The organism is Pseudomonas imperatae (genome assembly GCF_057128625.1).
Map to the genome: position 1 here is coordinate 204,829 of NZ_JBSKHP010000008.1, position 19,367 is coordinate 224,195.

30 protein-coding genes and 1 tRNA gene are annotated in these 19,367 nt (G+C 61.3%); all 31 read left to right on the plus strand.

Annotation, left to right across the window (positions count from 1 at the left end):
- Window positions 1-318: 318 nt before the first annotated feature.
- The 31 genes from ACWKWX_RS12815 (at window position 319) to ACWKWX_RS12965 (ending at window position 19,366) form a co-directional block, all read left to right on the plus strand.
- On the plus strand, window positions 319-1,143 hold the full coding sequence (locus ACWKWX_RS12815; protein ID WP_483827899.1) for a Rha family transcriptional regulator: 825 nt from the start codon (window positions 319-321) through the stop codon (window positions 1,141-1,143).
- On the plus strand, window positions 1,140-1,922 hold the full coding sequence (locus tag ACWKWX_RS12820; RefSeq protein WP_483827900.1) for a DnaT-like ssDNA-binding domain-containing protein: 783 nt from the start codon (window positions 1,140-1,142) through the stop codon (window positions 1,920-1,922). Before ACWKWX_RS12815 ends, ACWKWX_RS12820 begins: the two co-directional genes overlap by 4 nt.
- The gene (locus tag ACWKWX_RS12825) at window positions 1,922-2,641 is read left to right on the plus strand and encodes a replication protein P (protein ID WP_483827901.1); all 720 of its coding nucleotides are present in this window, start codon (window positions 1,922-1,924) and stop codon (window positions 2,639-2,641) included. Before ACWKWX_RS12820 ends, ACWKWX_RS12825 begins: the two co-directional genes overlap by 1 nt.
- Entirely contained in the window at window positions 2,638-3,066 is a 429-nt protein-coding gene (locus tag ACWKWX_RS12830; RefSeq protein WP_483827902.1) for a hypothetical protein, read from the plus strand. Before ACWKWX_RS12825 ends, ACWKWX_RS12830 begins: the two co-directional genes overlap by 4 nt.
- A gap of 124 nt (window positions 3,067-3,190) precedes the next feature.
- Window positions 3,191-3,637, plus strand: coding sequence for a recombination protein NinB (locus tag ACWKWX_RS12835; RefSeq protein ID WP_483827903.1), 447 nt, complete (start codon window positions 3,191-3,193; stop codon window positions 3,635-3,637).
- A complete protein-coding gene (locus ACWKWX_RS12840; protein ID WP_483827904.1) occupies window positions 3,634-3,756 on the plus strand; it encodes a hypothetical protein in 123 nt (40 codons plus the stop codon). The genes ACWKWX_RS12835 and ACWKWX_RS12840 overlap by 4 nt, the downstream gene beginning before the upstream one ends.
- On the plus strand, window positions 3,753-4,073 hold the full coding sequence (locus ACWKWX_RS12845) for a hypothetical protein (RefSeq protein WP_483827905.1): 321 nt from the start codon (window positions 3,753-3,755) through the stop codon (window positions 4,071-4,073). Before ACWKWX_RS12840 ends, ACWKWX_RS12845 begins: the two co-directional genes overlap by 4 nt.
- Window positions 4,064-4,711, plus strand: a complete 648-nt coding sequence (locus ACWKWX_RS12850; RefSeq protein WP_483827906.1) for a recombination protein NinG — start codon at window positions 4,064-4,066, stop codon at window positions 4,709-4,711. Before ACWKWX_RS12845 ends, ACWKWX_RS12850 begins: the two co-directional genes overlap by 10 nt.
- Before the next feature lie 202 nt (window positions 4,712-4,913).
- Complete coding sequence (locus ACWKWX_RS12855; protein WP_483827907.1) at window positions 4,914-5,453, plus strand: NUMOD4 motif-containing HNH endonuclease; 540 nt, start codon at window positions 4,914-4,916, stop codon at window positions 5,451-5,453.
- A complete protein-coding gene (locus ACWKWX_RS12860; RefSeq protein WP_483827908.1) occupies window positions 5,450-6,043 on the plus strand; it encodes a hypothetical protein in 594 nt (197 codons plus the stop codon). Before ACWKWX_RS12855 ends, ACWKWX_RS12860 begins: the two co-directional genes overlap by 4 nt.
- Window positions 6,040-6,360, plus strand: a complete 321-nt coding sequence (locus ACWKWX_RS12865) for a hypothetical protein (protein WP_483827909.1) — start codon at window positions 6,040-6,042, stop codon at window positions 6,358-6,360. The genes ACWKWX_RS12860 and ACWKWX_RS12865 overlap by 4 nt, the downstream gene beginning before the upstream one ends.
- A gap of 165 nt (window positions 6,361-6,525) precedes the next feature.
- Window positions 6,526-6,602, plus strand: a tRNA-Met gene (locus tag ACWKWX_RS12870).
- A 56-nt stretch (window positions 6,603-6,658) separates the two neighbouring features.
- Window positions 6,659-6,958 carry a hypothetical protein gene (locus tag ACWKWX_RS12875; RefSeq protein WP_483827910.1) on the plus strand — a complete coding sequence of 100 codons (300 nt, stop codon included), beginning with the start codon at window positions 6,659-6,661 and terminating at the stop codon, window positions 6,956-6,958.
- A gap of 184 nt (window positions 6,959-7,142) precedes the next feature.
- Window positions 7,143-7,460 carry a hypothetical protein gene (locus ACWKWX_RS12880; RefSeq protein WP_483827911.1) on the plus strand — a complete coding sequence of 106 codons (318 nt, stop codon included), beginning with the start codon at window positions 7,143-7,145 and terminating at the stop codon, window positions 7,458-7,460.
- Complete coding sequence (locus tag ACWKWX_RS12885) at window positions 7,457-7,696, plus strand: hypothetical protein (RefSeq protein WP_483827912.1); 240 nt, start codon at window positions 7,457-7,459, stop codon at window positions 7,694-7,696. The genes ACWKWX_RS12880 and ACWKWX_RS12885 overlap by 4 nt, the downstream gene beginning before the upstream one ends.
- On the plus strand, window positions 7,680-7,907 hold the full coding sequence (locus ACWKWX_RS12890) for a DUF7940 domain-containing protein (RefSeq protein ID WP_483827913.1): 228 nt from the start codon (window positions 7,680-7,682) through the stop codon (window positions 7,905-7,907). The genes ACWKWX_RS12885 and ACWKWX_RS12890 overlap by 17 nt, the downstream gene beginning before the upstream one ends.
- Window positions 7,904-8,329 (plus strand): Ig-like domain-containing protein, encoded by a 426-nt coding sequence (locus ACWKWX_RS12895; RefSeq protein WP_483827914.1) that lies wholly within the window; start codon window positions 7,904-7,906, stop codon window positions 8,327-8,329. Before ACWKWX_RS12890 ends, ACWKWX_RS12895 begins: the two co-directional genes overlap by 4 nt.
- Window positions 8,330-8,383: 54 nt before the next feature.
- Window positions 8,384-9,031: a hypothetical protein gene (locus ACWKWX_RS12900; RefSeq protein WP_483827915.1), complete on the plus strand. Its 648-nt coding sequence runs from the start codon at window positions 8,384-8,386 to the stop codon at window positions 9,029-9,031.
- Window positions 9,028-9,987: a glycosyltransferase family protein gene (locus tag ACWKWX_RS12905; protein ID WP_483827916.1), complete on the plus strand. Its 960-nt coding sequence runs from the start codon at window positions 9,028-9,030 to the stop codon at window positions 9,985-9,987. Before ACWKWX_RS12900 ends, ACWKWX_RS12905 begins: the two co-directional genes overlap by 4 nt.
- A 9-nt stretch (window positions 9,988-9,996) precedes the next feature.
- Complete coding sequence (locus ACWKWX_RS12910) at window positions 9,997-10,620, plus strand: putative metallopeptidase (RefSeq protein ID WP_483827917.1); 624 nt, start codon at window positions 9,997-9,999, stop codon at window positions 10,618-10,620.
- Between the two features lie 31 nt (window positions 10,621-10,651).
- Window positions 10,652-11,134, plus strand: coding sequence for a DUF2280 domain-containing protein (locus ACWKWX_RS12915; RefSeq protein ID WP_483827918.1), 483 nt, complete (start codon window positions 10,652-10,654; stop codon window positions 11,132-11,134).
- A 2-nt stretch (window positions 11,135-11,136) separates the two neighbouring features.
- Window positions 11,137-12,780 (plus strand): phage terminase large subunit, encoded by a 1,644-nt coding sequence (terL, locus tag ACWKWX_RS12920; RefSeq protein WP_483827919.1) that lies wholly within the window; start codon window positions 11,137-11,139, stop codon window positions 12,778-12,780.
- Window positions 12,771-13,010, plus strand: a complete 240-nt coding sequence (locus tag ACWKWX_RS12925; protein ID WP_483827920.1) for a hypothetical protein — start codon at window positions 12,771-12,773, stop codon at window positions 13,008-13,010. The genes terL and ACWKWX_RS12925 overlap by 10 nt, the downstream gene beginning before the upstream one ends.
- Before the next feature lie 33 nt (window positions 13,011-13,043).
- Window positions 13,044-13,331, plus strand: coding sequence for a hypothetical protein (locus ACWKWX_RS12930; protein WP_483827921.1), 288 nt, complete (start codon window positions 13,044-13,046; stop codon window positions 13,329-13,331).
- 14 nt (window positions 13,332-13,345) lie between these two features.
- Entirely contained in the window at window positions 13,346-14,719 is a 1,374-nt protein-coding gene (locus tag ACWKWX_RS12935; RefSeq protein ID WP_483827922.1) for a DUF1073 domain-containing protein, read from the plus strand.
- A complete protein-coding gene (locus ACWKWX_RS12940; RefSeq protein ID WP_483827923.1) occupies window positions 14,640-15,608 on the plus strand; it encodes a hypothetical protein in 969 nt (322 codons plus the stop codon). The genes ACWKWX_RS12935 and ACWKWX_RS12940 overlap by 80 nt, the downstream gene beginning before the upstream one ends.
- A 40-nt stretch (window positions 15,609-15,648) precedes the next feature.
- On the plus strand, window positions 15,649-16,827 hold the full coding sequence (locus tag ACWKWX_RS12945) for a DUF2213 domain-containing protein (RefSeq protein WP_483827924.1): 1,179 nt from the start codon (window positions 15,649-15,651) through the stop codon (window positions 16,825-16,827).
- Window positions 16,827-17,339 (plus strand): structural cement protein Gp24, encoded by a 513-nt coding sequence (locus tag ACWKWX_RS12950; RefSeq protein WP_483827925.1) that lies wholly within the window; start codon window positions 16,827-16,829, stop codon window positions 17,337-17,339. The genes ACWKWX_RS12945 and ACWKWX_RS12950 overlap by 1 nt, the downstream gene beginning before the upstream one ends.
- A gap of 15 nt (window positions 17,340-17,354) precedes the next feature.
- Entirely contained in the window at window positions 17,355-18,320 is a 966-nt protein-coding gene (locus ACWKWX_RS12955) for a major capsid family protein (protein WP_483827926.1), read from the plus strand.
- A 36-nt stretch (window positions 18,321-18,356) separates the two neighbouring features.
- Entirely contained in the window at window positions 18,357-18,776 is a 420-nt protein-coding gene (locus ACWKWX_RS12960) for a DUF4054 domain-containing protein (protein ID WP_483827927.1), read from the plus strand.
- A gap of 2 nt (window positions 18,777-18,778) precedes the next feature.
- The gene (locus ACWKWX_RS12965) at window positions 18,779-19,366 is read left to right on the plus strand and encodes a hypothetical protein (RefSeq protein WP_483827928.1); all 588 of its coding nucleotides are present in this window, start codon (window positions 18,779-18,781) and stop codon (window positions 19,364-19,366) included.
- Window position 19,367 lies beyond the last annotated feature (1 nt).

Here is a 19,367-nt window from a genome sequence, read left to right on the forward strand (position 1 = left end):
CCGAAGAGACCAATCGCCAGATCGATCGGCTCATGCGGGCGAAGGGATGGAGCTTCGAAAGGGCTCTGAACGAACTGGGGATCCACGGCGTGGCCAGCGGCGCAACTTCTGCCGTAGGCCGACACAAAGCCCGTGTGTTCCAGTTGGTGGCCCCAAAAAGGGCCTCTGAGAGGGACTCAGGCAGCCCCTGAAAAGGGCCTTCAAGAGGGCCTCTTACAGGGACTCTGAAAGGGCCTCAAAACTCTGGAACTCAAATTCCAGGCACAAAAAAGCCGGGATTGCGGCCCGGCTCATTGCTACATCTAAGTGGAGTTCATTATGCATACCACGCACCATCTGATCAATACCCCGCCGCCCGCGCCACGAAATGGCAGCTACGAAAATGTGGCGCGCGTCATTTCCATGACCAGCCTGGAGTTGGTCGACTTCATCAACTCGCAACGCGAAGAGGGCGAAGCCGTCCTTGATCACGCCGACCTGATGAAGAAGGTGCCGAAGGTCCTCAAAAAAGATGCCGGAAGATTTTCCGACATCTACCTGGACACGATGAATCGGCGCCAGAAGTGCTATCGGCTCCCCAAGCGCGAGGCCTGCCTGGTCGCAATGTCATACAGCTATGAGCTACAGGCCAAGGTCTTTGACCGGATGACGGCGCTGGAGGAGGGGATGCGGGCTCAATTCGTCCCAAACAGCTCCAAGATCGTCGGCGAGCTGGCCATCCTGGAATGCTTCGACCGCCTGCTGAAGCCGGCCAACTCCGCGAAGATGCTGATGCTCAGCAAGATCGCCGAGAACAATGGCCTGGACCCGAAATTCCTCCCAGGCTACGCCGTGGATGCCGCGCCGGACGGCACCGGCGGCTCCAGCATGGCCACCAAGTCGCTCACAGCGTTGCTGAAGGATACGGGCCTCAATGGGTCCGCCATCGCCTTCAACCGCCGCCTTGAGGCCGCTGGCTTCATCAAGGTCATGACCCGCAAGAACTCCAGGCACGAAACCGTGGCGTTCTGGTGCGTGACTGAAAAGGGCCTCCAGTACGGAAAGAACCTGACCAACCCCCAATCCCCCCGCGAGACGCAGCCGCACTGGTACGTGGATCGTTTTGCTGAGCTTGCCGAGCTTGTCGGCAAAGGACGTCCATGATGGCTCGCATCCGCACCGTAAAGCCGGAGTTCTGGTCGAGCGAGCAGGTCATGTCCTGCCGCCCGCTGGCACGCCTGCTGTTCATCGGCCTCTGGAACTTCTGCGATGACGGGGGCAATCACCCCCTGGCGCCGCGCACTATCAAGGCCCTGGTCTTTCCTGGCGACGATATCACCGCCGAGGAGGTTAGCGAGTTGCTCGGGGAGCTTGAGGGTGCCCACCTGACCAGCAGCTACTCCTCTGGCGGCAAACTTTTCGTCCACGTGATGGGCTGGAAGCACCAGAAGATCGAGAAAAAGAACTTCAAATATCCCCCATTCCCGACCGAATTCGACGACGAGTCGGAGAGCGGTCGTCGACAATTCGTCGAGGAGTCGTCGACTGATCGTCGACCGGTAGACCCCGGAAGGGAAGGGAAGGGAATAGGAGAACACAACACACTACGCGCGCACGGGGAAAATTCCGCTGACCCAAAGGCGCCCAGTGAGATGACCCTGGAGTGGACCCCTGACAACCGCCTGCTGACAGCCTTCGCCAAGCGCATGGGCGTCCCCGTGACCCTGTTCACCCATGAGGCGATCGGCGGGTTCGTTTGCCACTACGCGGCCTCTGGGCGCTTCGAGACGCAGCAGGCCTGGGTGAGCCTGCTGGTGAAGTGGATCAAGCGCGACATGGCCAGCGGCGCCGCGGCATCGAACGTCAAGCCGTTCCCTGTTCGCCAGGCCAACGGCCCGGACTTCAACGACACCACATGGGCTGACGACCTGGGGGTGCTGTGATGAAGCCGGTCAACGAGCTGATGAAAACCATGGGCAACCTGCCCGCCGTGGAAGTCGCGCCGCTGCGGGTCGACTCAGGCACGGCGGATGTGGTCAACGCGCTGTTCAAGGAGCTGCAGGCCATTTTCCCGGCGTGGCGCCAGGCATGGCCGGACGACGAAGCCCTGAAGGCTGCCAAGCGCAGTTGGATCAAGGCCTTCATGGCCCAGGGCATTACCCAAATCGAGCAGATCCGCTTCGGCATCGAGAAGTGCCGCAAGCTCCAGAAGCCTTTCGCGCCGAGCGTGGGTGAGTTCATCGCCATGTGCCAGCCGACCCCGGACGACTTCGGCATGCCTGCGGCCCCGGATGCCTGGCTTGAGGCGCTGCTGGGCACCTACAGCCACGAAGCGGTGCGCCTGGCGGCCCGAGAAACTGGGCTGTTCGACCTGCGCGCCGCACGGCAGGAGGACAAGGGCCTGCGCGCCCGGTTCGAACGCAGCTACGAAATCATCCTGCGCCGCGCCATCGCCGGGCAGGCGCTGGACGGCAAGGTACTGACCGGCATCGGTCACGACAGCCAGAAGACTGAGCTGGATCTGGCCAACGAGCAGGCCGAGCGCCAGGCCCAGGCCAGGATCGTGCAGCAGGGTATCCCAGCGAACGGCGCCGCCGCCCGGGCGCAGTTGCTGGCCCGCATGAAGATCAAGCGCCAACCGAACGGGGAGGGCCGGCCATGACCGATTACACCGAACTGAAGCGTCTGGCAGAGGATGTGGGTAGTGATTTATGGCACGCGGCGCACGCTCGTTCTGGTGGACGAGGGTGGGAAGTTGTCCAGGGTGTTGATCAGGTTGCAGATGGGATGTCTGAGGCACGGGCTCGCTTCATCGCAGCCGCCAACCCTGCCGCCATCCTGGCCCTAATCGCGGAGAACGAGACCCTGACGGTAAACCTCGATCTCCAGCATGTAATGGCCGAAAACTCTGGTTATGAGATCGACCAGCTCAAGGCCGAGGTCGAGGCGCTGCGCCAGGATGCCGGGCGGTACCGGTGGCTGCGAGATGGCGCTGGCTACTGCGACACACGCGACATACCTGGTATGGCGCCCGCGCGCATGGATGCCTTCATCGACGCCGCCATGAGCAAGGAGACCGGCCAATGAGCATTGCCATTCGTATTTTCGGCGCCCTTGTCTTGGCTGGTCCGCTGTGCCCAGAAACCAGAACGCACTGGTCGATGGCTGCGTACTCACAGCCAGCCAGCGCGAATTCTGCTTGGGGGCGACCATGACTGACCACTCCCTACGCACCGAATCCGACCGCCGCCGGCTCATGAGCTTCATCGAGCACGTGGACCTGAGCAAGCCGCGCAAGGTCTCCATAAGCGAGACCCGCAACAAGCGCAGCGAAGCCCAGAACCGCCTGCTGTGGATGTGGAACGGCCTTATCCAGAACCACCTGCGCGACTCCTACGGCCAGTTTGCCAGCAGCGAAGAGTGGCACGAGATCCTGGTGGCCAAGCTCTGGCCGTCCGAGGTCCGCCGCGTGGAGCTGCCAGACGGCGCCGCGTTCAAGGTCGGCCGGGCCAAGACCCGCAAGTTCACTACGGTGCAGATGACCATCTACCTCGAACTGCTGGACGCCTACTGCGCCGAGCACCTGCAGCTCCTGTTGCCCCACCCAGACGACTTGATGATGGCCATCTACGGCGAGCGCCGGAGGACAGCAGCATGAACATTCGTAAATTCCTTCCAGCGCTCAAGCGCGCCCTGGTCCGTTTCGAGACCTTCGGCTGCCTGGCCTACACCTCGACCTGGACGCCTGCGGATCTGCATCAGGGGGTGTTGCTGTGAGTCATCAATTCAAGCCGGGGGATCTGGCGCTGATCGTCAGCGTGCGGGTGGTGGTGGAGTTCATTGGGGTTGTAGTTGAACTGCATCAGCGGGTGGCGCCAGGGGATATCTACATGGGGCCAGGCGAAACGCGCGGGAATGTAAACACGTCCCATAGCCACTCTTGGGTGTGCCTTTCTGACCGCTTCGATTTTGAGTCTGGATCTGATTACGGGGGAAAGGGCTGGGCGCAGATCTGTGAGCAACACCTCATGCCCCTGCGCGGCGACTTCACCCCCGAGCAGCAGAAAGCCAAGGAGGCCGAGCCATGCCTCTGACCCGGAAGGAGCCGAAGCCCAAGACCTGCATCAACCAGGCGTGCGGGGCCTCGTTCGTCCCGGACCGGCGCCGCCTGGGGCAGAAGGTGTGCAGCCCGGCCTGTGGCCTGGCAACCAAGGACGTGAGCATGCCGAAGGCCCGCAAGGCCATCGCCGACCGCGAGCGCCGCGAGATCAAGGAGCGCAAGGAGAAGCTCAAGAGCCGCAGCGACTTCGTGCAGGAAGCCGAAAAGGCCGTCCGGGATTACCGGCGCACCTTTGAACTGTCGATTGGCAGCGGGTGCATCAGTTGCGGTGCGACTCAGCATGAGGTCCAGGACGCCCAAGGCTGGAAGACCGGCGGGGCCTGGGATGGTGGTCATTTCCTCGGCAAGGGCGCCCGGCCAGAGCTGCGCCTGGAGCCGACCAACATCTGGCTGCAGTGCAAAGGGTGCAATGCCGGGTCGTCCAAGTACGCGCGCAAGGGCCAAAGCGTTTCGCAGGGCTTCCGTGAGGGCCTGATCGAGCGCATCGGCCTAGTGGCTGTTGAGGCCCTGGAGGCCGACCACGAACCGCGCAAGCACACCATCGACGAGCTCAAGGCCATCACCGCCGAGTACCGGGCCAAGCTCCGCGACCTGAAGAAGGAGGCCGCATGAACAACTTCACTGACCTGGTAGACCTGTTCCGCATCGTGGTGATGGTCGCTGTCTTCGCCTGGTTCTGCCTGGAGCGCCCAACCAATGGCTGAGCTAGCCCTTGTCGTGATGTGCGCGGCCATCTGTGGCCTGTTCTGCGTAAACCTGAGGCTGCATCAGCGGCTGAAGGATCGGAAGTGAATTTTGCAATGGGGGATGGGGAATGATGAAACTGAACAGCGCACGCCTGGCTTGGGCTCCGGTTTGCGGATTCGAGAGCACTCACGAAGTGTCGACTGATGGCCAGGTGCGCCGGCTGGCCTGCGTATTCGTGAACAAGCATGGACACCAGAAAGTTGCTCCGGCTCGCCTTCTAAAGCCAACGATTAAGAGCAATGGCTACTACCACCTGACCCTTTGGGTCGAAGGCGCTCAGAAAACCCTTCACCTGCACCGCATTGTGCTCGAAGCGTTTGTTGGGCCGTGCCCTGACGGGATGGAGGGCCTACACAGGAACGACGTGAAGTCTGACAACCGACTGGAGAATCTTCGTTGGGGTTCTCATGTGGAGAATTGCGGCGATCGCTCCCGGAATGGCAAGTGCCAGTTCGCATTGACATACGAGGAGGCAGAGCAAATTCGATATTGTCGCGGTCGGCTTCGGCAGGTCGATGTTGCTGAGCTTTTCGGTATTTCGCAGGCCACGGTGAGCGCCATTCAGCTTGGCAAGATCTGGTACACCGACCGGAGGGTGGCGGCATGATGAAGCTCAATTCTGCCAGGGCCTGCTGGCATGACGCTTACTACACCCCATGGGACAGCCAGGGCGCCCACGTAGAACAGATCGGCCTGCTGGGATGTTCCGTGCAGAAGACCGAGAAGATGGTGAACAGCCGGCACGCGATGCACCAATCGATATCGGCGCGCATCCAGCACGCCATTGCCACGCTGCCCGGCCACCTGCAGGCCTTCGGCAACTTCATGTACAGCCCGATGGCCAGCATCGACGAGAAGGAGGAGGCGGAGGAGCTGGTGTTCCTGGGGGCGTACAACGCCGGCCCGAAGATGATGGCCAAGAAGTTCGAGCGGGCGCGGCACGTTGCCATTGCCGTCCTGTTCCGGTACCGCCGCATGCACCAGGGTGGCCAGAGCGAAGGACTGGACCCGCTGCCGACCCCTGAGGCGTTCCGGGGATGGCTGTTGCAAGAGCATGGGGTGAAGCTGGCCTCCGAGAACTGGGCCAGGGACTGGGAGCCCTTTGTTGTCGCCTGCTTCAATGCATGCAATGATCTGGACAAGGCGGCACTGGTCCCGGTATCCCGGTGCATCAACGAGATGAAGGAGGCGGCATGAGTGGGGTTCGGGACGAATTTGAGGAATGGTTCCTGTCCGTAAGCCATGAGCCATACGGCTGGCTTGATCACAACGGTCTGGAGCGAACAATAGCCGATGGTTACTCCGACTCATACGTCCAGGGTTGCTGGGTCGGCTGGCAAGCTAGGGGGGAGGGCGAGAACACCGCCGCGTCTTCTTTCACCCCAGTTGAGGCTGACAAGGCTGATAAATTGCGTATTTACACCGTTACCGAGCCACTAAAACCACAAGAGGCTGATAGTCCTGAGCCGCGAATTACACACCTCGAATGTAAGTTTGAAATAAAGTCAGAATAAACCCTTGACCATTTGTTCGGCTGAAGGCATCATTTCGCCATATTAGAGTTTTGCCTCTGGCAAAAACCTCTCACCAGAACCCCGCCATCGTGCGGGGTTTTGTCGTTTTCAGCCCCTCCACACCCATTGCTCCGAGCTGGGAGTGCTGCAGGGGCTGTTTGCTTTTGCGTGGTGGAGAAGTGGCCTATCTCGCCGGCCTCATAAGCCGGAGATCGCTCGTTCGAATCGAGCCCTCGCAACCAGCCAACCAACGCCAAGTGCCCGCAGCCGCGGTCCTTCCCATACCTGGAGCTCTCCCATGATGATGCGATACCTCAAGTACTGCGCCTTGGCACTGTGTGCCTGTTTCGGCATGTCCGCTTTCGCCGACGGCCTGCGCGTGGAACAACCGGCGTTCACCGTGGCCCGCGTGCTGGCCTCCATCGGTGATTTCTACAGCACCTCGGCTGCCCGCCTGGAGCTGACCCTGGCACAGTGGCGAACGGGTGGCGAAAGAACCGATGAAGCCCTGAAGTCGAACCTGCGCGCATCCAGCAACCACTTCGTGATGGCCTCGGCCAAGCCGTTGCCCGAGAGCTACGGCCTCGCACCCTGCTGACTGCGCCTGGAATAGAAAAAGCCCGGACCAAGTGCCGGGCTTTTTGTCTCCATCTGAAAGCCGCCCTGGTGGCCGTTTTCAAATGCAGATACTGGCCCTCATTAGGGCCTCAAATTTCCCTCGTTGCTCCTTGCGACACCTTGGCCGTCTCCCCGCGGCCCTTTTATTCGGATGGACCTGGCCTATGACTGACCCATCGCGCACCAACGAAGGCGCCGTCTCCAGGTTCTTTTCCCCAATTGCCCAGAACGTCATGGGCTGGGCCTTGACTGGGATTCTGGGGTACTGCGGATTGATCCTGAACTCGATCAGCAATCAACTCAGCACCTACCAGACCAATCAGGCCGTGATGGTTCAGCGCGTGGATGGCATCGACCGCCGCCTCGACTCCAACGAGAAGCTGACTGACTCCAATCGTATGACGCTTCAAGGCGTTGTGTATCAGGTGAACACCCTGAACGAAAGCCTGAAGTCCTACATCGTGAGCGGACGGCCCAAGTGAAACGCCTGCTGATCGTCCTCCTGCTTGCCGGGTGCACCCAGAAGCCGACGATCACCCCCAAACCAGTCGAAACCCACACGACGGTTTACCGCATAACCAGCCATTCGTGTGACGCCCCACCCGAATCCAAACGCCTGCGCGATGCGCTCAACGACGCCGCCAGGTGGAAGAAATATGCCGAAAGCCTCGAAAAACTGCCCTCCGCGAAGGTCACGCCCAATGAAGCTCATCCCTGAATGGCGCAAGTGCTGGCGAATGAGCAGCGTGCAGATCGCTGCCGCCGGCGCCGTGCTCAATGCCGCGGCTGCCGCCTGGTCGGTGTTCCAGGGCGCGGTGAACCCTCTTGTGTTCGCCTGCGTGAACATGGGCCTGAGCTGCGCTGTGGCCGTTGCCCGCGTGGTTCAGCAATCGAAGCTGCAAGGGCCGCCGCCGGGAGATCACCCATGAGCATCAAAACCGTAATCACATCCATCCGCGCCTGGTTCTCCGGGCTTTTCACGAAAGAGGCCAAGACCATGACCCTGACCGCTACCTCCACCACTCTGACCGTGGGCACCACTGCACAGCTGACCGCCAGCGAAGCATCCACCTACGCCTCCAGCGACAGCACCGTTCTGACCGTGGATGCCAACGGCCTGGTTACCGCCATCGCTGCAGGCAGTGCCACCATCACCGCAACCTCGATCACCGACGCGACCGTCACCTCCGCTCTGGACTTCACTGTAGAGGCTGAAGCTCTGAAGGCTTCCGCTCCGGTCGCTGACGAGCCTTCGGCGCTCGAGAAGCTGGAAGACCTGATCGAGAAGTTCGGCCTGGAAACCGTCACCGAGATCAAGGCAGGCATCGCCTTCCTGAAGTCGCTGGCCTGATTCGCCGCCCGGCACCGCGCCGGGCGTTTCTTTTCCGTACCAAGGACATGAGCAATGAAGGTCGGCGTTGGGGTTATCACCATGGGTGTGCGCCCGATTCAAGATTACAAGCTGGCTCCTGACTCGTTCCTGCACGTTTACACCGACATTGACCGCAAGGGCCCAGCCCATGCGCGCAATCAGGTGCTCAAAGCCCTGAGCGATGACGGGTGCGACGTTTTTTTTGTGTTCGACGATGACTGCTACCCGACCCGGACTGGCTGGGAGGCGTACTTTATCGAGCAGCACCGTAAGACGGGAATCCACCTTTTCGGGCTGCCGGACATCTTCAATGCCGGGATGAATGGCGCTGATGGGGAAGTGATCTACTGGAACGGCATGCTGGTCCAGTTCGCCATGTACACCCGCAAGCTGCTGGAAGAGGTCGGCTTCTACAACACCCGCTACACCCGTTACGGGCATGAGGACACCGGTTACACGTTTCGGGCGCTGCGCTCGGGCCTGGCCGGGAACAAGTCGGGGTTCCCGTCCCCGATCAGGACGCTGGGGTTCATCCACTCCCAGGACGTCTACGGGGATAGCTCTCTGCAGAACCTGACCCAGGAAGAGAAGGGCGCCTACATCAAGGTCAATGAGCCGATCCTCCAGGCAGAGCTCGACGGCGAGCAGATTTATTACCCCTTTGATCAGGATGGCCAATGAACGCTTCGATCAACCCGGTGGCCCGCCGCGGCAACCTCATGCTGGACATTCGCCCGCACACCTCATGCGACTTCCACCGGATCATCATGCCCTACGGCCAGCTCAAGGCTGAGCCAAAGGCTCCGGTGTTCGTATTCAACCGCCAACCATCCCACGGCATTCACTCGCTGATGGCGATGAAGAAGGCGGGCATCAAGATCATTTGCGATATCGACGACCACTTCGACGTCGGTCCGAAGCACGTGATGTACGAGATGTTCAAGAAGCACAACGTGGCTGAGGTCATCAAGCAGTCACTGCAGCTCGCCGACCTCGTGACGTGCACCAACGATGCGCTTGCCCAGGCGGTGAAGCCATATGCCAAGCGGGTGGAGGTGCTTCCCAACGCGCTGCCGTTCGACCAGGGCCAGTTCACCCTGTCTCAGGACACGATGAGCGACCGCGCCATGGTCTACGTCGCGGGCACCACGCACCGGCACGATATGGCCTTATTCGCAGGCCACATCGACGAGCGCGCCCTGACCATCGCCGGGCATAACCCTGAGCGGGAGGAGTGGCGCAAGATCGAGGCGCTATTCGGTCCAGAGGTCAGCTACAAGCCTGAGACCCCGATCGACAGCTACATGAGCCTGTACGACGGTCATGCCATCGCGCTGGCCCCTCTGGTGGATACCGAGTTCAACCGGTGCAAGTCAAACCTCAAGGTGCTTGAGGCCGGAGCCAAGGGCATCCCTATCGTGGTATCGGACGTTCACCCGTACCTGAACCATACGGACTATGGGGTGGTGGACTTCGCATCTGACAGTCACGACTGGCGCGAGTGCACCGATCGCCTGATGCACGACGAAGGCTACCGCGCCGAACGTGGCCAGCAGCTTGCGGAGCACGTGCGCGAGCACTACCACCTGGACAAAATCAACGAGGTCCGCCGGCAGATTGTCGAGGGGATCGTGTAGGAGGGTGTCATGCGCAAGCCAATGCCTCCCGACCTGCTGGTCGATCTGGCTGAGCTGAGCATGCTCGGGACTCGCCTACAGCCCGCACCGGAAGTTCTGGAATGGGTGCAATCCCAAGTCCTAAGCGAGGAAGGGGACCTCCACAACCCTGATCATGCGCACCTGGTCGATGGGTCTATCCGCTTCATGTGGGCATCCGCCTGTTTCGAGAAGCAGGGTCGCACCGTGCTTGGCCAGGCTGAACAAGTCGCCTTCCGCGCCGGCGGGTGGCAGAAGGCCCGGCAAGAGCAACAGATGCTGGACTGGTTCGGCGAGATACCGGACTTCCTGATCACCCTTGCCGCCGATTACTGCTCCCAGTGCTCGGACGCTGAGTTCTGCGCGCTGGTCGAACACGAGCTGTATCACATCGCGCAGAAGGTCGATCAGCACGGGCAGCCGAAGTTCACCCAAGACGGCTTGCCAAGCCTCACCCTGCGTGGCCACGACGTTGAAGAGTTCGTCGGCGTGGTACGGCGTTACGGGGCGGGAGAGGGTGTGCAGCAGCTGATAGACGCTGCGAGCAAGCCGCCTGAGGTGGCACATATCAACATCGCGAGGGCCTGCGGCACCTGTTTGCTCAAGTCGGCCTGACATTGACTGCGCATTGACGCTGTGAGGCCCTATGGCTGTATTACGTGACGAGGTCAAAGCATTCATCGTGCAGGCGCTTGCCTGCTTCGACACGCCAAGCCAAGTTGTCTCGGCGGTCAAGGAGCAATTCGGCATCGAGACGACCCGCCAGCAGTGCGAGTTGTACAACCCAACCAAGCACGCTGGTCGTTCGCTGGCCGCCAAATGGGTGACGCTGTTCGAGGATACCCGCAAGCGATTCCGCGAGGAGACTGCGGACATCCCGATAGCCAACCGTGCATACCGCCTGCGCATGCTGGACCGGATGGCCTCGCGCGCCGAGACCGTGAAGAACATGGCCCTTGCAGCGCAGTTGCTCGAGCAGGCCGCCAAGGAAGTGGGCAATGCCTACACCAACAAGCAGCAGCTTGAGCACACAGGCAAGGACGGCGCGCCTATCCAGGTGGCTTACACCTCGGATGACTACCACGCAGCCCGGCAGGCCCTGCAGGAGCGAATGAACCAGAAGGCCTGAGCATGAGCGCGATCCTCGAATGGGAAGACCTTGAGTTCCCTGAGCGCGTGGCGATTGCCGATATGTCGCTCGATTCGTTCCTCTCGTTCACCCGTATCTGGTTCGAGCTGATCCAAGGCGACCGGCTGCTGGTCAACTGGCATCACGAGTACATGGCCCAGGCTATTGACGACCTGATCGCCGGCACGCTGCAGCCGCGCAACCTGATCATCAACATCCCGCCAGGCGGCACCAAGACAGAGTTCTTCTCCGTCCACCTTCCCGCGTACGTGAACACCCTGGTGCGCGATGGAAAGCTAAAGCGCTTCCGCAACCTGAACGTCTCGTACGCCGACACCCTGGTGAAGCGCAACTCTCGCCGAACCCGCGACATCATCGCCAGCGAGCCCTATCAGGCCCTCTGGCCGTGCTCCTTTGGGGTCAATCAGGCGGAAGAGTGGGAGATTGTCGACGACAAGGGCCGCTCCATTGGGCAGACCGTGTCGAAATCGGCCGGCGGCCAGATCACTGGCGGCCGGGGTGGCTACTTCGGCCCTCTGTTCTCCGGCTGCATCCTGCTGGATGACTTCAACAAACCGGTGGATATGTTCAGCGAGACGAAGCGCAACAGCGCCAATCTCATGCTGACCAACACCATCCGCTCCCGGCGCGGCGACAAGTCCAAGGACAATGCCACCCCGGTGGTGAGCATCCAGCAGCGCCTGCACACCGATGACGCCACTGGATTCATGATGTCCGGCGGCATGGGCCTGGACTTCTCGCACATCTGGATTCCGGCCCTGATCGATCAGGCGTACCTAGACAGCCTGCCCGAGCCCTGGCGCACCAAGTGCTGGAACACGATCAAGGACACCGACTCGGTTGAGGTGGGCGGTGTGCGCTACTGGTCATACTGGCCAGAGATGGAGCACGTAGGCGACCTGGTCGCGCTATGGGAGCGGGACAACTACACGTTCACCTCCCAGTACCAGCAGAAGCCCGCGCTGCTCACTGGCGGCATCTTCAACACGGACTGGTTCGGCACCTACACTCGGGCACCGCACCTGCAGTACCGTGCGATCTACGTGGACACCAACAGCGGCAAGGTCAACGACTACAACGACTACACCGTGTTCACCCTGGTAGGCATGGGGGTAGACGGCAACCTCTACATCCTCGACGTGGAGCGCGGCAAGTGGGACCCTGAAGACCTGCTCCAGAAGGCCATCGAGCTGTGGGACCGCTGGAAGCCCTACGACCGGCGCCGCCCAATGCCGATCCGGCACATGGGCATCGAGGACAAGCAGGCCGGCCAGGGACTGATCACCACGCTCAAGAAGCGCAAGGAGATCCCCATACAGGAGATCCCCCGGGGCGAAGGGCAGAACAAGCTGGTGCGCGCGCTCAACGTGGTGCCTCAGATCAAGACCGGCAAGGTGTTCATCCCGGCCACCTACGACGAGCAGGGGGAGCGAATCTCGCACGCCCTGTACGCCGATGGGTCCGTTGCTGGTTCCACCGCTTGGGTGCCCACCGCGCTTGCCGAGTTCGCGACCTTCAGCGCCGACGACAGCCACGACAACGACGACATCGTCGATACCTGGATGGATGCCATCAGTGATAACCTCATTGAGGGCGGCAATCTGGACTATCAATCATGGCTGTGAAACCGAAGAGCTTCAGGATCACCATTGAGCTGTACGAGGACGCAAACCCGGACGTGGCCCTGCACACCACGCAGTGGAGTTACCCGTGCCACGGCCTGTTCGGGTCTGACGACTTTCCGCGCCGCATGGCCGGAGACCGCATGATCGAGTTCAAGCAGAAATGCTTCCTCGGTGGCTACCTCGACGACTTCAACCGGCGGCCCAAGCCGGACTGGAAACCAGATTCATAGCCCGAAAGGGCTTTTTTTTCGCCCGGAGGAAACATGACCAACGGCTGGGACTGGAAAGGCCAGGACAACTGGTACATCTACTGGGCGCCCACTGAAGAGTTTCTGACCGGCAAGCGCCGCAGGCTGTCGGCCGTGGCCACCACTCTTGAGGCGGCCATCAAGTCCTACGACGCCTTCAACATGTACGGCGAGGGCTACAAGATCCTCGTCGAGCAGATCCAGCCCACGATGGTCTCCGACATCACCGTGGTGTTCTGTGCCTCTGGCACCTGGGACGCCACCTACGAAGCATTCCTTGCCGCCTCTGGCGTCACCTCGTAACCAGCAGGCAATCCATGAAAGCTCAGAAACCCCGGTACAAGCTGGACAGGTCCGGCGGCCTCAGCATGGTCACGCGTGACGGCCTGGTAAACCTTTACACCGGACTGGGCACTGGCCGCGACAGTCGCACAGGGGCCAGCTTCCAGTTCGGCACCTATCAGGACTTCGTCCAGTACGAGGCGGCCTACTCGGAAAACTGGATCGCCCGCGACATCATCGACATCCCTGTGGATGACGCGACCCGCGAGTGGCGCGAGTTCCAGCACGAAGGTGCAGACCTGATCATGGCCGAGGAGAAGCGTCTGGGCATCCAACAGCGCTTCCAAGAGGGTGTGAAGTGGGCCCGGCTCTACGGCGGCGCCGTGATGGTGCTGATCACCGACCAAGACCTGGCCAAACCGCTCAACCTCAAGCGCATCAAGAAGGGATCGCTCAAAGCTGTGCGCGTCATCGACCGCATGTACATCAGCGGCCAGGACTGGAACTACACGGACATCCTGGCCGAGAACTACATGCTGCCGAACTACTACCTGCTTTATGGTGGTGCGCAGCGTATTCACTACTCCCACGTCGTCCGCATGCCGGGCGCCATGCTGCCAATGCGCCTTCGACAGCTCAACGGGATGTGGGACGACAGCGAGATGCGCCGCTGCCTTGAGGATCTCAAGGATGTCGTGGAGTCGAAGGGCGGCATTGCCAAGCTGATCCAGACGGCCAACGTAGATACGGTGACTGTGGAGGGACTGAAAAGCGCCCTTGCCGCCGGCGACACCGAGAAGGCAACCATCGACCGGTTCAAGATCTTCAACCTGATGAAGTCTGCCCACTCTCTGGCCCTGCTCGACAGCAAGGAGGTGTTCGACCGCAAGGGCGTCTCATTCAGCGGCCTTGGCGACATCCTCACCGTTCTGATGACGTGGATCTCCGGCGCTGCTCACATCCCCATGACCCGGCTGTGGGGTGTGCAGGCGAAAGGCCTGGGCGATTCTGGCGCCGGCGATATGAACAACTACTACAACGGCCTGCGCGGCAAGCAGGAAGGCCCGTACCGCCAGGTGATGGAAAAGGTCGACCAGGTGCTGGTCAGGTCCGCGCTCGGCGTATACCCCGACGACTACGAGTTCCAATGGAAGCCGCTCGACCAGCCTGACGGCCTGGAGCTGGCCCAGACCCGCAACACCAACGCCCAGGCCGACGATCTGCGTATCCAGCAAGGCGTGCCTCCCTACCTGGTCATGCAGAAGCTCAACGCCTCGGGCGAGTTCGATATCCCGGACGGTGTGATCAACCAGATGAAGGCCAACCACGATGCCCAAGCAGCTGGCGAAGCAGCCGACCGAGAGCCCGTATCAATCGCGGGCGGTGATCCGGCCGACGAGAAAGGCTGAAGCGGCGTACCGGCGAAGCCTGCTTGATCTGGTCGATGCCATGGCCCTAGCCGTGCGCGACCGGATCGTGCCGAGGCTCAGGCTGACGTGGGAGGCCCACAGCCTTGAGCCGAAGCTGATCACCGAGGATGCGAGCTATTCCGACCTTCTGGTCGAATTGATCGCCTCGACGGCCAACATGTTCCTGACCATCGACCTGCGCGGCAGTGCGTACCGCCCCAAGAGCAAGCCGGCCCCCAGCAAGAAGCGCAGGAAGCCCCGGGTGATCGACTCCCCCGCAGAGGAGATCGCCCTGCATGCAGTGCAGATGGCCGCCGATGAAGCCGACGAGCATGTGGTCAAGGAGTTGCGCCGCACGGTCAAGATCGACGCCGAGAAGCTGATGACCAGCGAGGGCGTCAACGACTACATCGACGCCATGGTCACCAGCAACGTGGCCCTGATCAAGACCATCCCGCAGGAGTTCTTCAGCGACGTAGAGCGCACCATCCTTGATGGATATGCCCAGGGCATCGCGCTGAAGCCGATGATGGAGCAGCTGCAGGAGAAGGTCGGCGTCAGCGCCCGCCGGGCCAAGCTCATCGCCGCCGACCAGATGAACAAGGTCAACAGCGACGTCGAGCGCCGGCGGATGCTGAATATCGGTATCACCCGCTACAAGCACTCCACATCGAAGGACGAGCGCGTCAGCGGCAACCCTGCTGGCCTTTACCCAAACGCCAAGATCAGCTGCTTCGGGATTGCCCAGCAGGACATTGGTTACGGACCGGGCGTCTATCTGTTGGTTGATGGCGCCACCTGGAAGGGTCAGAAAGGCCTGTTCCCCGGTCGATGCCACGTCAAGTGTCGATGCACCTACACCCCTCAGATAGAGGGATTCGATTACTGAGCCCCGCTGATGCGGGGTTTTTTCTGCCTGGAATTCAAGTATGAAACTCAGGGTTCAAGACAAGAACGCCTCACTGGGCAGTCGCCGCGAGTTCACAGACAACGGCTACCTCAAGGTGCCCGGCCGGGTTGCCCGGGTCGGCGTTCAGGACTATCGCGCTGTTGAGTTCGACTACCAGGCCATCAACAGGCAGTTCGGCCTGCAGCTTAAGCCTATGGACGTCATGCGCGTCTACCGGCCTCCCGAGTCGGTATTCGATCCGATATCGCTGGCCAGTTACGACAATGCCGACATCACGGTCGAGCACCCGGGCGACTTCGTCGGCGCCGAGAACTACATGGGCACCTCGGTGGGCCATGTGATGAGCGAAGGCCGTCAAGCCCCTGAAGACCCTTCCTGGGTAGAGGTCGACCTGCTGATCAAGGACGGCTTTGCCATCAAGGCAATCGACTCAGGAAAAGCAGAGCTCAGCGCCGGCTACGAAGCCGAGTACGACTACCAGCCAGGTACCACTCCCTCCGGCGAGGCCTACGACTTCATCCAGTCGGGCATCGGCGTGAACCACGTCGCGATCTGCGACAAAGCCCGCGCAGGCCATGGCGCCCGCATCTTTGACTCACAGAAGGAACACGAAATGCCGAAGGTAAAACTCTTCGACGGCGCCACGGTTGAGGTCCCGGACGAAAACACCCAGACCATCATCCAGAAGGCTATCGATTCGCTCGTTGGCACCCTGGACTCTGAAAAGGCCCGCGCCGACAAGGCTGAAGCCACTCGCGACTCGCTCGACGGCGAACTCACCACCCTGAAGGCCAAGGCCAGCGACTCGGCGCTGTCTGAGCGCGTGACCCTGGTGCTGGCGGCGCGCGACTCCGCAGTACGCCTGGCAGGCAAGGAGTTCACCACTGACAGCTGCGACCCCATCGCGATCAAGGCCGAGGCCCTGGAAGCGGCCGGCGTGAAGTGCCGCAAGGCCGAAAAATGGGCTGATGCCTCCCCTGCGTACATCGAGGCGTTCTTCGATGCCGAGATGGAGCGCAAGGAAGACGACGAGGACGAGGAGGAAGACAAGAAACAGAAGGCGAACGACTCGCTGAATGGCCTGGCCAAGGATCTTGCGGGCGCCAAGCCCAAAGGCGGGACCACCGCTCAGCAAACCCGTGACGCCGACTATCAGGCGTTCCTCGATAAGCGCTACGGCGTACAGGAGGCCAAGTAATGGCTATTGCACAAGACCAGTTCGACTACTACCGCGGCGATGCCTACGAAGGCCAGATCGGTACCATCGAGATCAGCCGCGTCTCCAGCGGTGTGGCAGGCGCGGATATCGCGTTCGGCCGTGCCGTGGTGCGCGACCCAGCCACTGGCGACATCCTGCCCTGGGCAACCGACTCCAATGCCTGGGATCTGCTGGGCATCTCGGTCCGCTCCCTGACCGGCAACAGCGTTCAAACCCCGCAGTACGGCAGCGTGTACCCAGTCACCACCGCCGGCTACCTGGCGGGCCAGAACCTGTCCTTCATGACCAATGGCGCTATTCGCGTCATGTGCGTGGACGGCGCGCTGGCTGGTGATGTCGTCAGCGTCGTGAGCGCGGCCGGCGACAACCTGGGCCGCTTCTCCACCGGTGACGGCGTCCCGATTCAATTCCTCCGCTGGAAGGACGACGTGACCGCCGGCGCTATCGGCTGGATCGAACTCAACGGCATCTTCAGCGCCTCTGGCGTGTAACAAGGACCCGAGCACATGAAAAACACCGCACGCATGAGCACCTTCGACACCGATCCGACCGCTGCTCTGTCCTTCCTGACTCAGCAAGCGGCCTACATCGAGGCCGAGGTGTACCGCCAGGAATACCCGCAGTACAAGTACACCCAGCTGGTGCCGCTGGACAACAGCGCCCCAGATTGGGCACAGGTCGTCGGCTTCCGCTCGGTCAACAGCCGCGGCGAGATGAAGCTGTTCGGTCCAAAGTCCACTGACGTGCCCACCGTTGAAATCGCGGCCACCATGGGCTTCCACGAAATCCAAACCGGTGCCTTGGGTTACGAGTACAGCATCGAGGAGCTGGGCTTTGCGCAGCTCAATGGCATCAACGTGGACAACGAGCGCGCCATCGCTGTACGCGAGGGCGTCGAGAAAGGCCTGAACCAGATCTACCTGCAGGGCGGCCTGGTAGCCGGCGCGAACGGCAAGACCCAGGCGGTTGGTGAAGGCCTGTACACCGGCGGCAACGTGCCGCGCCTGGACACCACTGGCACCATTGCCTCGCTGGTAGCTGCAGGCAATGCCCAGGGCGTTCTGGACATCTTCTCCAACGCCTACAACCAGGTGTTCCTGACCAACACCAACACCGTGCATGTGCCGAACATGTTCGTAATGCCTGCAAGCACGCATCAGCTGCTGCAACGCACCCTGATCAACACCGGCAACGCCAGCAACTACACCTTCCTGATGTTCCTGCAGCAGAACTTCCCGAACATGACGTTCGATTGGGATGTGCTGCTGGAAAAAGCTGGCAAGAACGGTTCCAAGCGCCTTGTCGTGTACAAGAAGGACATCCGCGTCGTGAAAGGTCACGACGTGATGCCTCTGCGCTTCCTGGCCCCGGCCACCGCCGACAACATCAACTTCAAGGTGCCAGCCATCTGCCGTACCGGTGGTGTGGAATGGCGTATTCCCAAGGCTGCCGCGTACTTTGACGGCCTGTGATGGTCGGGGCTTCGGCCCCATTCACGAGGATGCCCCATGGACATCACTTCCGACGTGATGGACGCGTTCCGCGCGGCCTATCCCGAATTCAGCGACGTCACTGCCTGGTCAGCTGGCCAAGTACTGATCGCCCTGCAGGATGCGGACAACGAGACCGGCCCGCGCTGGGGCAGCTACAGCAAGCCCGTTCGGTCGATCAAGCAGCGCGGCATGTTTGCCTACGCAGCCCACTCGCTGGCAAAGCGCAAGATGCAGAGCCAGCAGATGCAGGCCGGCTCCATCCCCACTCCCGGCGCTCAAGTGGCCAGCAAGTCCGTTGGCGATGAGTCGGTCAGCTACGCAGTCAGCGCCCCTGACTACGACCAGGCGACTGCCGACGGCGATCTCTATTTGACCGCCTACGGCAAGGAATTCCTGCGCTTGCGTTCGCGCATCATCGGCCCAGCAATGGTGTAACCATGGATATCAAGGTTGAGGTGAGCGGTCAGACCAAGGCCCAGCTGCGCGAGACGCTGAAGAAGATCCAGGCGCGCGTGCGCGATCGCGCTGTATTCATCGGCATCCCAGAAGGATCTGGCGAGCAGGACGGCATGACCATCGCCAGGCTCGGGTCAATCCATGAGTTTGGCGCGACGATCAATCACCCTGGCGGCACGCAGTACGGCTACAACAGCGTGGAAGACGCCCAGGATGGCAAGGTGCGGTTCCAGCCTACAGGCAAGGGCGTCATGGCTCTTGGCGTGACTGGGCCGCACCAAATCATCATTCCTGAGCGCTCATTCCTGCGGGTGCCGTTGCGGGCGCACACGGAAGACATCAAGAAGGCCTGGCGCGCGATCATCCCAAAGGTGATTTCGGGCGAGCTGACGCTGCTCAACGGGCTACATCAGCTCGGCAGCCGGGCATCGGACTTTTGCCGGGACGCCATCAAGGAAGGGATCAACCCGCCCAACGCCGAGTCGACGATCCGGCAGAAAGGATCAAGCAAGCCCCTGATCGATCACGGCATTCTCGTCAGCAAGATCACGTACCGAGTGGAGGTTTAGC

What these genes read in the sequence shown, in the direction of transcription:
- ACWKWX_RS12815 (WP_483827899.1), top strand. Translation starts at nt 319, where the DNA reads ATGCATACCACGCACCATCTGATCAATACCCCGCCGCCCGCGCCACGA.
- ACWKWX_RS12820 (WP_483827900.1), top strand. Translation starts at nt 1,140, where the DNA reads ATGATGGCTCGCATCCGCACCGTAAAGCCGGAGTTCTGGTCGAGCGAG.
- ACWKWX_RS12825 (WP_483827901.1), top strand. Translation starts at nt 1,922, where the DNA reads ATGAAGCCGGTCAACGAGCTGATGAAAACCATGGGCAACCTGCCCGCC.
- ACWKWX_RS12830 (WP_483827902.1), top strand. Translation starts at nt 2,638, where the DNA reads ATGACCGATTACACCGAACTGAAGCGTCTGGCAGAGGATGTGGGTAGT.
- ACWKWX_RS12835 (WP_483827903.1), top strand. Translation starts at nt 3,191, where the DNA reads ATGACTGACCACTCCCTACGCACCGAATCCGACCGCCGCCGGCTCATG.
- ACWKWX_RS12840 (WP_483827904.1), top strand. Translation starts at nt 3,634, where the DNA reads ATGAACATTCGTAAATTCCTTCCAGCGCTCAAGCGCGCCCTGGTCCGT.
- ACWKWX_RS12850 (WP_483827906.1), top strand. Translation starts at nt 4,064, where the DNA reads ATGCCTCTGACCCGGAAGGAGCCGAAGCCCAAGACCTGCATCAACCAG.
- ACWKWX_RS12855 (WP_483827907.1), top strand. Translation starts at nt 4,914, where the DNA reads ATGATGAAACTGAACAGCGCACGCCTGGCTTGGGCTCCGGTTTGCGGA.
- ACWKWX_RS12860 (WP_483827908.1), top strand. Translation starts at nt 5,450, where the DNA reads ATGATGAAGCTCAATTCTGCCAGGGCCTGCTGGCATGACGCTTACTAC.
- ACWKWX_RS12865 (WP_483827909.1), top strand. Translation starts at nt 6,040, where the DNA reads ATGAGTGGGGTTCGGGACGAATTTGAGGAATGGTTCCTGTCCGTAAGC.
- ACWKWX_RS12875 (WP_483827910.1), top strand. Translation starts at nt 6,659, where the DNA reads ATGATGATGCGATACCTCAAGTACTGCGCCTTGGCACTGTGTGCCTGT.
- ACWKWX_RS12880 (WP_483827911.1), top strand. Translation starts at nt 7,143, where the DNA reads ATGACTGACCCATCGCGCACCAACGAAGGCGCCGTCTCCAGGTTCTTT.
- ACWKWX_RS12890 (WP_483827913.1), top strand. Translation starts at nt 7,680, where the DNA reads ATGAAGCTCATCCCTGAATGGCGCAAGTGCTGGCGAATGAGCAGCGTG.
- ACWKWX_RS12895 (WP_483827914.1), top strand. Translation starts at nt 7,904, where the DNA reads ATGAGCATCAAAACCGTAATCACATCCATCCGCGCCTGGTTCTCCGGG.
- ACWKWX_RS12900 (WP_483827915.1), top strand. Translation starts at nt 8,384, where the DNA reads ATGAAGGTCGGCGTTGGGGTTATCACCATGGGTGTGCGCCCGATTCAA.
- ACWKWX_RS12905 (WP_483827916.1), top strand. Translation starts at nt 9,028, where the DNA reads ATGAACGCTTCGATCAACCCGGTGGCCCGCCGCGGCAACCTCATGCTG.
- ACWKWX_RS12910 (WP_483827917.1), top strand. Translation starts at nt 9,997, where the DNA reads ATGCGCAAGCCAATGCCTCCCGACCTGCTGGTCGATCTGGCTGAGCTG.
- ACWKWX_RS12915 (WP_483827918.1), top strand. Translation starts at nt 10,652, where the DNA reads ATGGCTGTATTACGTGACGAGGTCAAAGCATTCATCGTGCAGGCGCTT.
- terL (WP_483827919.1), top strand. Translation starts at nt 11,137, where the DNA reads ATGAGCGCGATCCTCGAATGGGAAGACCTTGAGTTCCCTGAGCGCGTG.
- ACWKWX_RS12925 (WP_483827920.1), top strand. Translation starts at nt 12,771, where the DNA reads ATGGCTGTGAAACCGAAGAGCTTCAGGATCACCATTGAGCTGTACGAG.
- ACWKWX_RS12930 (WP_483827921.1), top strand. Translation starts at nt 13,044, where the DNA reads ATGACCAACGGCTGGGACTGGAAAGGCCAGGACAACTGGTACATCTAC.
- ACWKWX_RS12935 (WP_483827922.1), top strand. Translation starts at nt 13,346, where the DNA reads ATGAAAGCTCAGAAACCCCGGTACAAGCTGGACAGGTCCGGCGGCCTC.
- ACWKWX_RS12940 (WP_483827923.1), top strand. Translation starts at nt 14,640, where the DNA reads ATGCCCAAGCAGCTGGCGAAGCAGCCGACCGAGAGCCCGTATCAATCG.
- ACWKWX_RS12945 (WP_483827924.1), top strand. Translation starts at nt 15,649, where the DNA reads ATGAAACTCAGGGTTCAAGACAAGAACGCCTCACTGGGCAGTCGCCGC.
- ACWKWX_RS12950 (WP_483827925.1), top strand. Translation starts at nt 16,827, where the DNA reads ATGGCTATTGCACAAGACCAGTTCGACTACTACCGCGGCGATGCCTAC.
- ACWKWX_RS12955 (WP_483827926.1), top strand. Translation starts at nt 17,355, where the DNA reads ATGAAAAACACCGCACGCATGAGCACCTTCGACACCGATCCGACCGCT.
- ACWKWX_RS12960 (WP_483827927.1), top strand. Translation starts at nt 18,357, where the DNA reads ATGGACATCACTTCCGACGTGATGGACGCGTTCCGCGCGGCCTATCCC.
- ACWKWX_RS12965 (WP_483827928.1), top strand. Translation starts at nt 18,779, where the DNA reads ATGGATATCAAGGTTGAGGTGAGCGGTCAGACCAAGGCCCAGCTGCGC.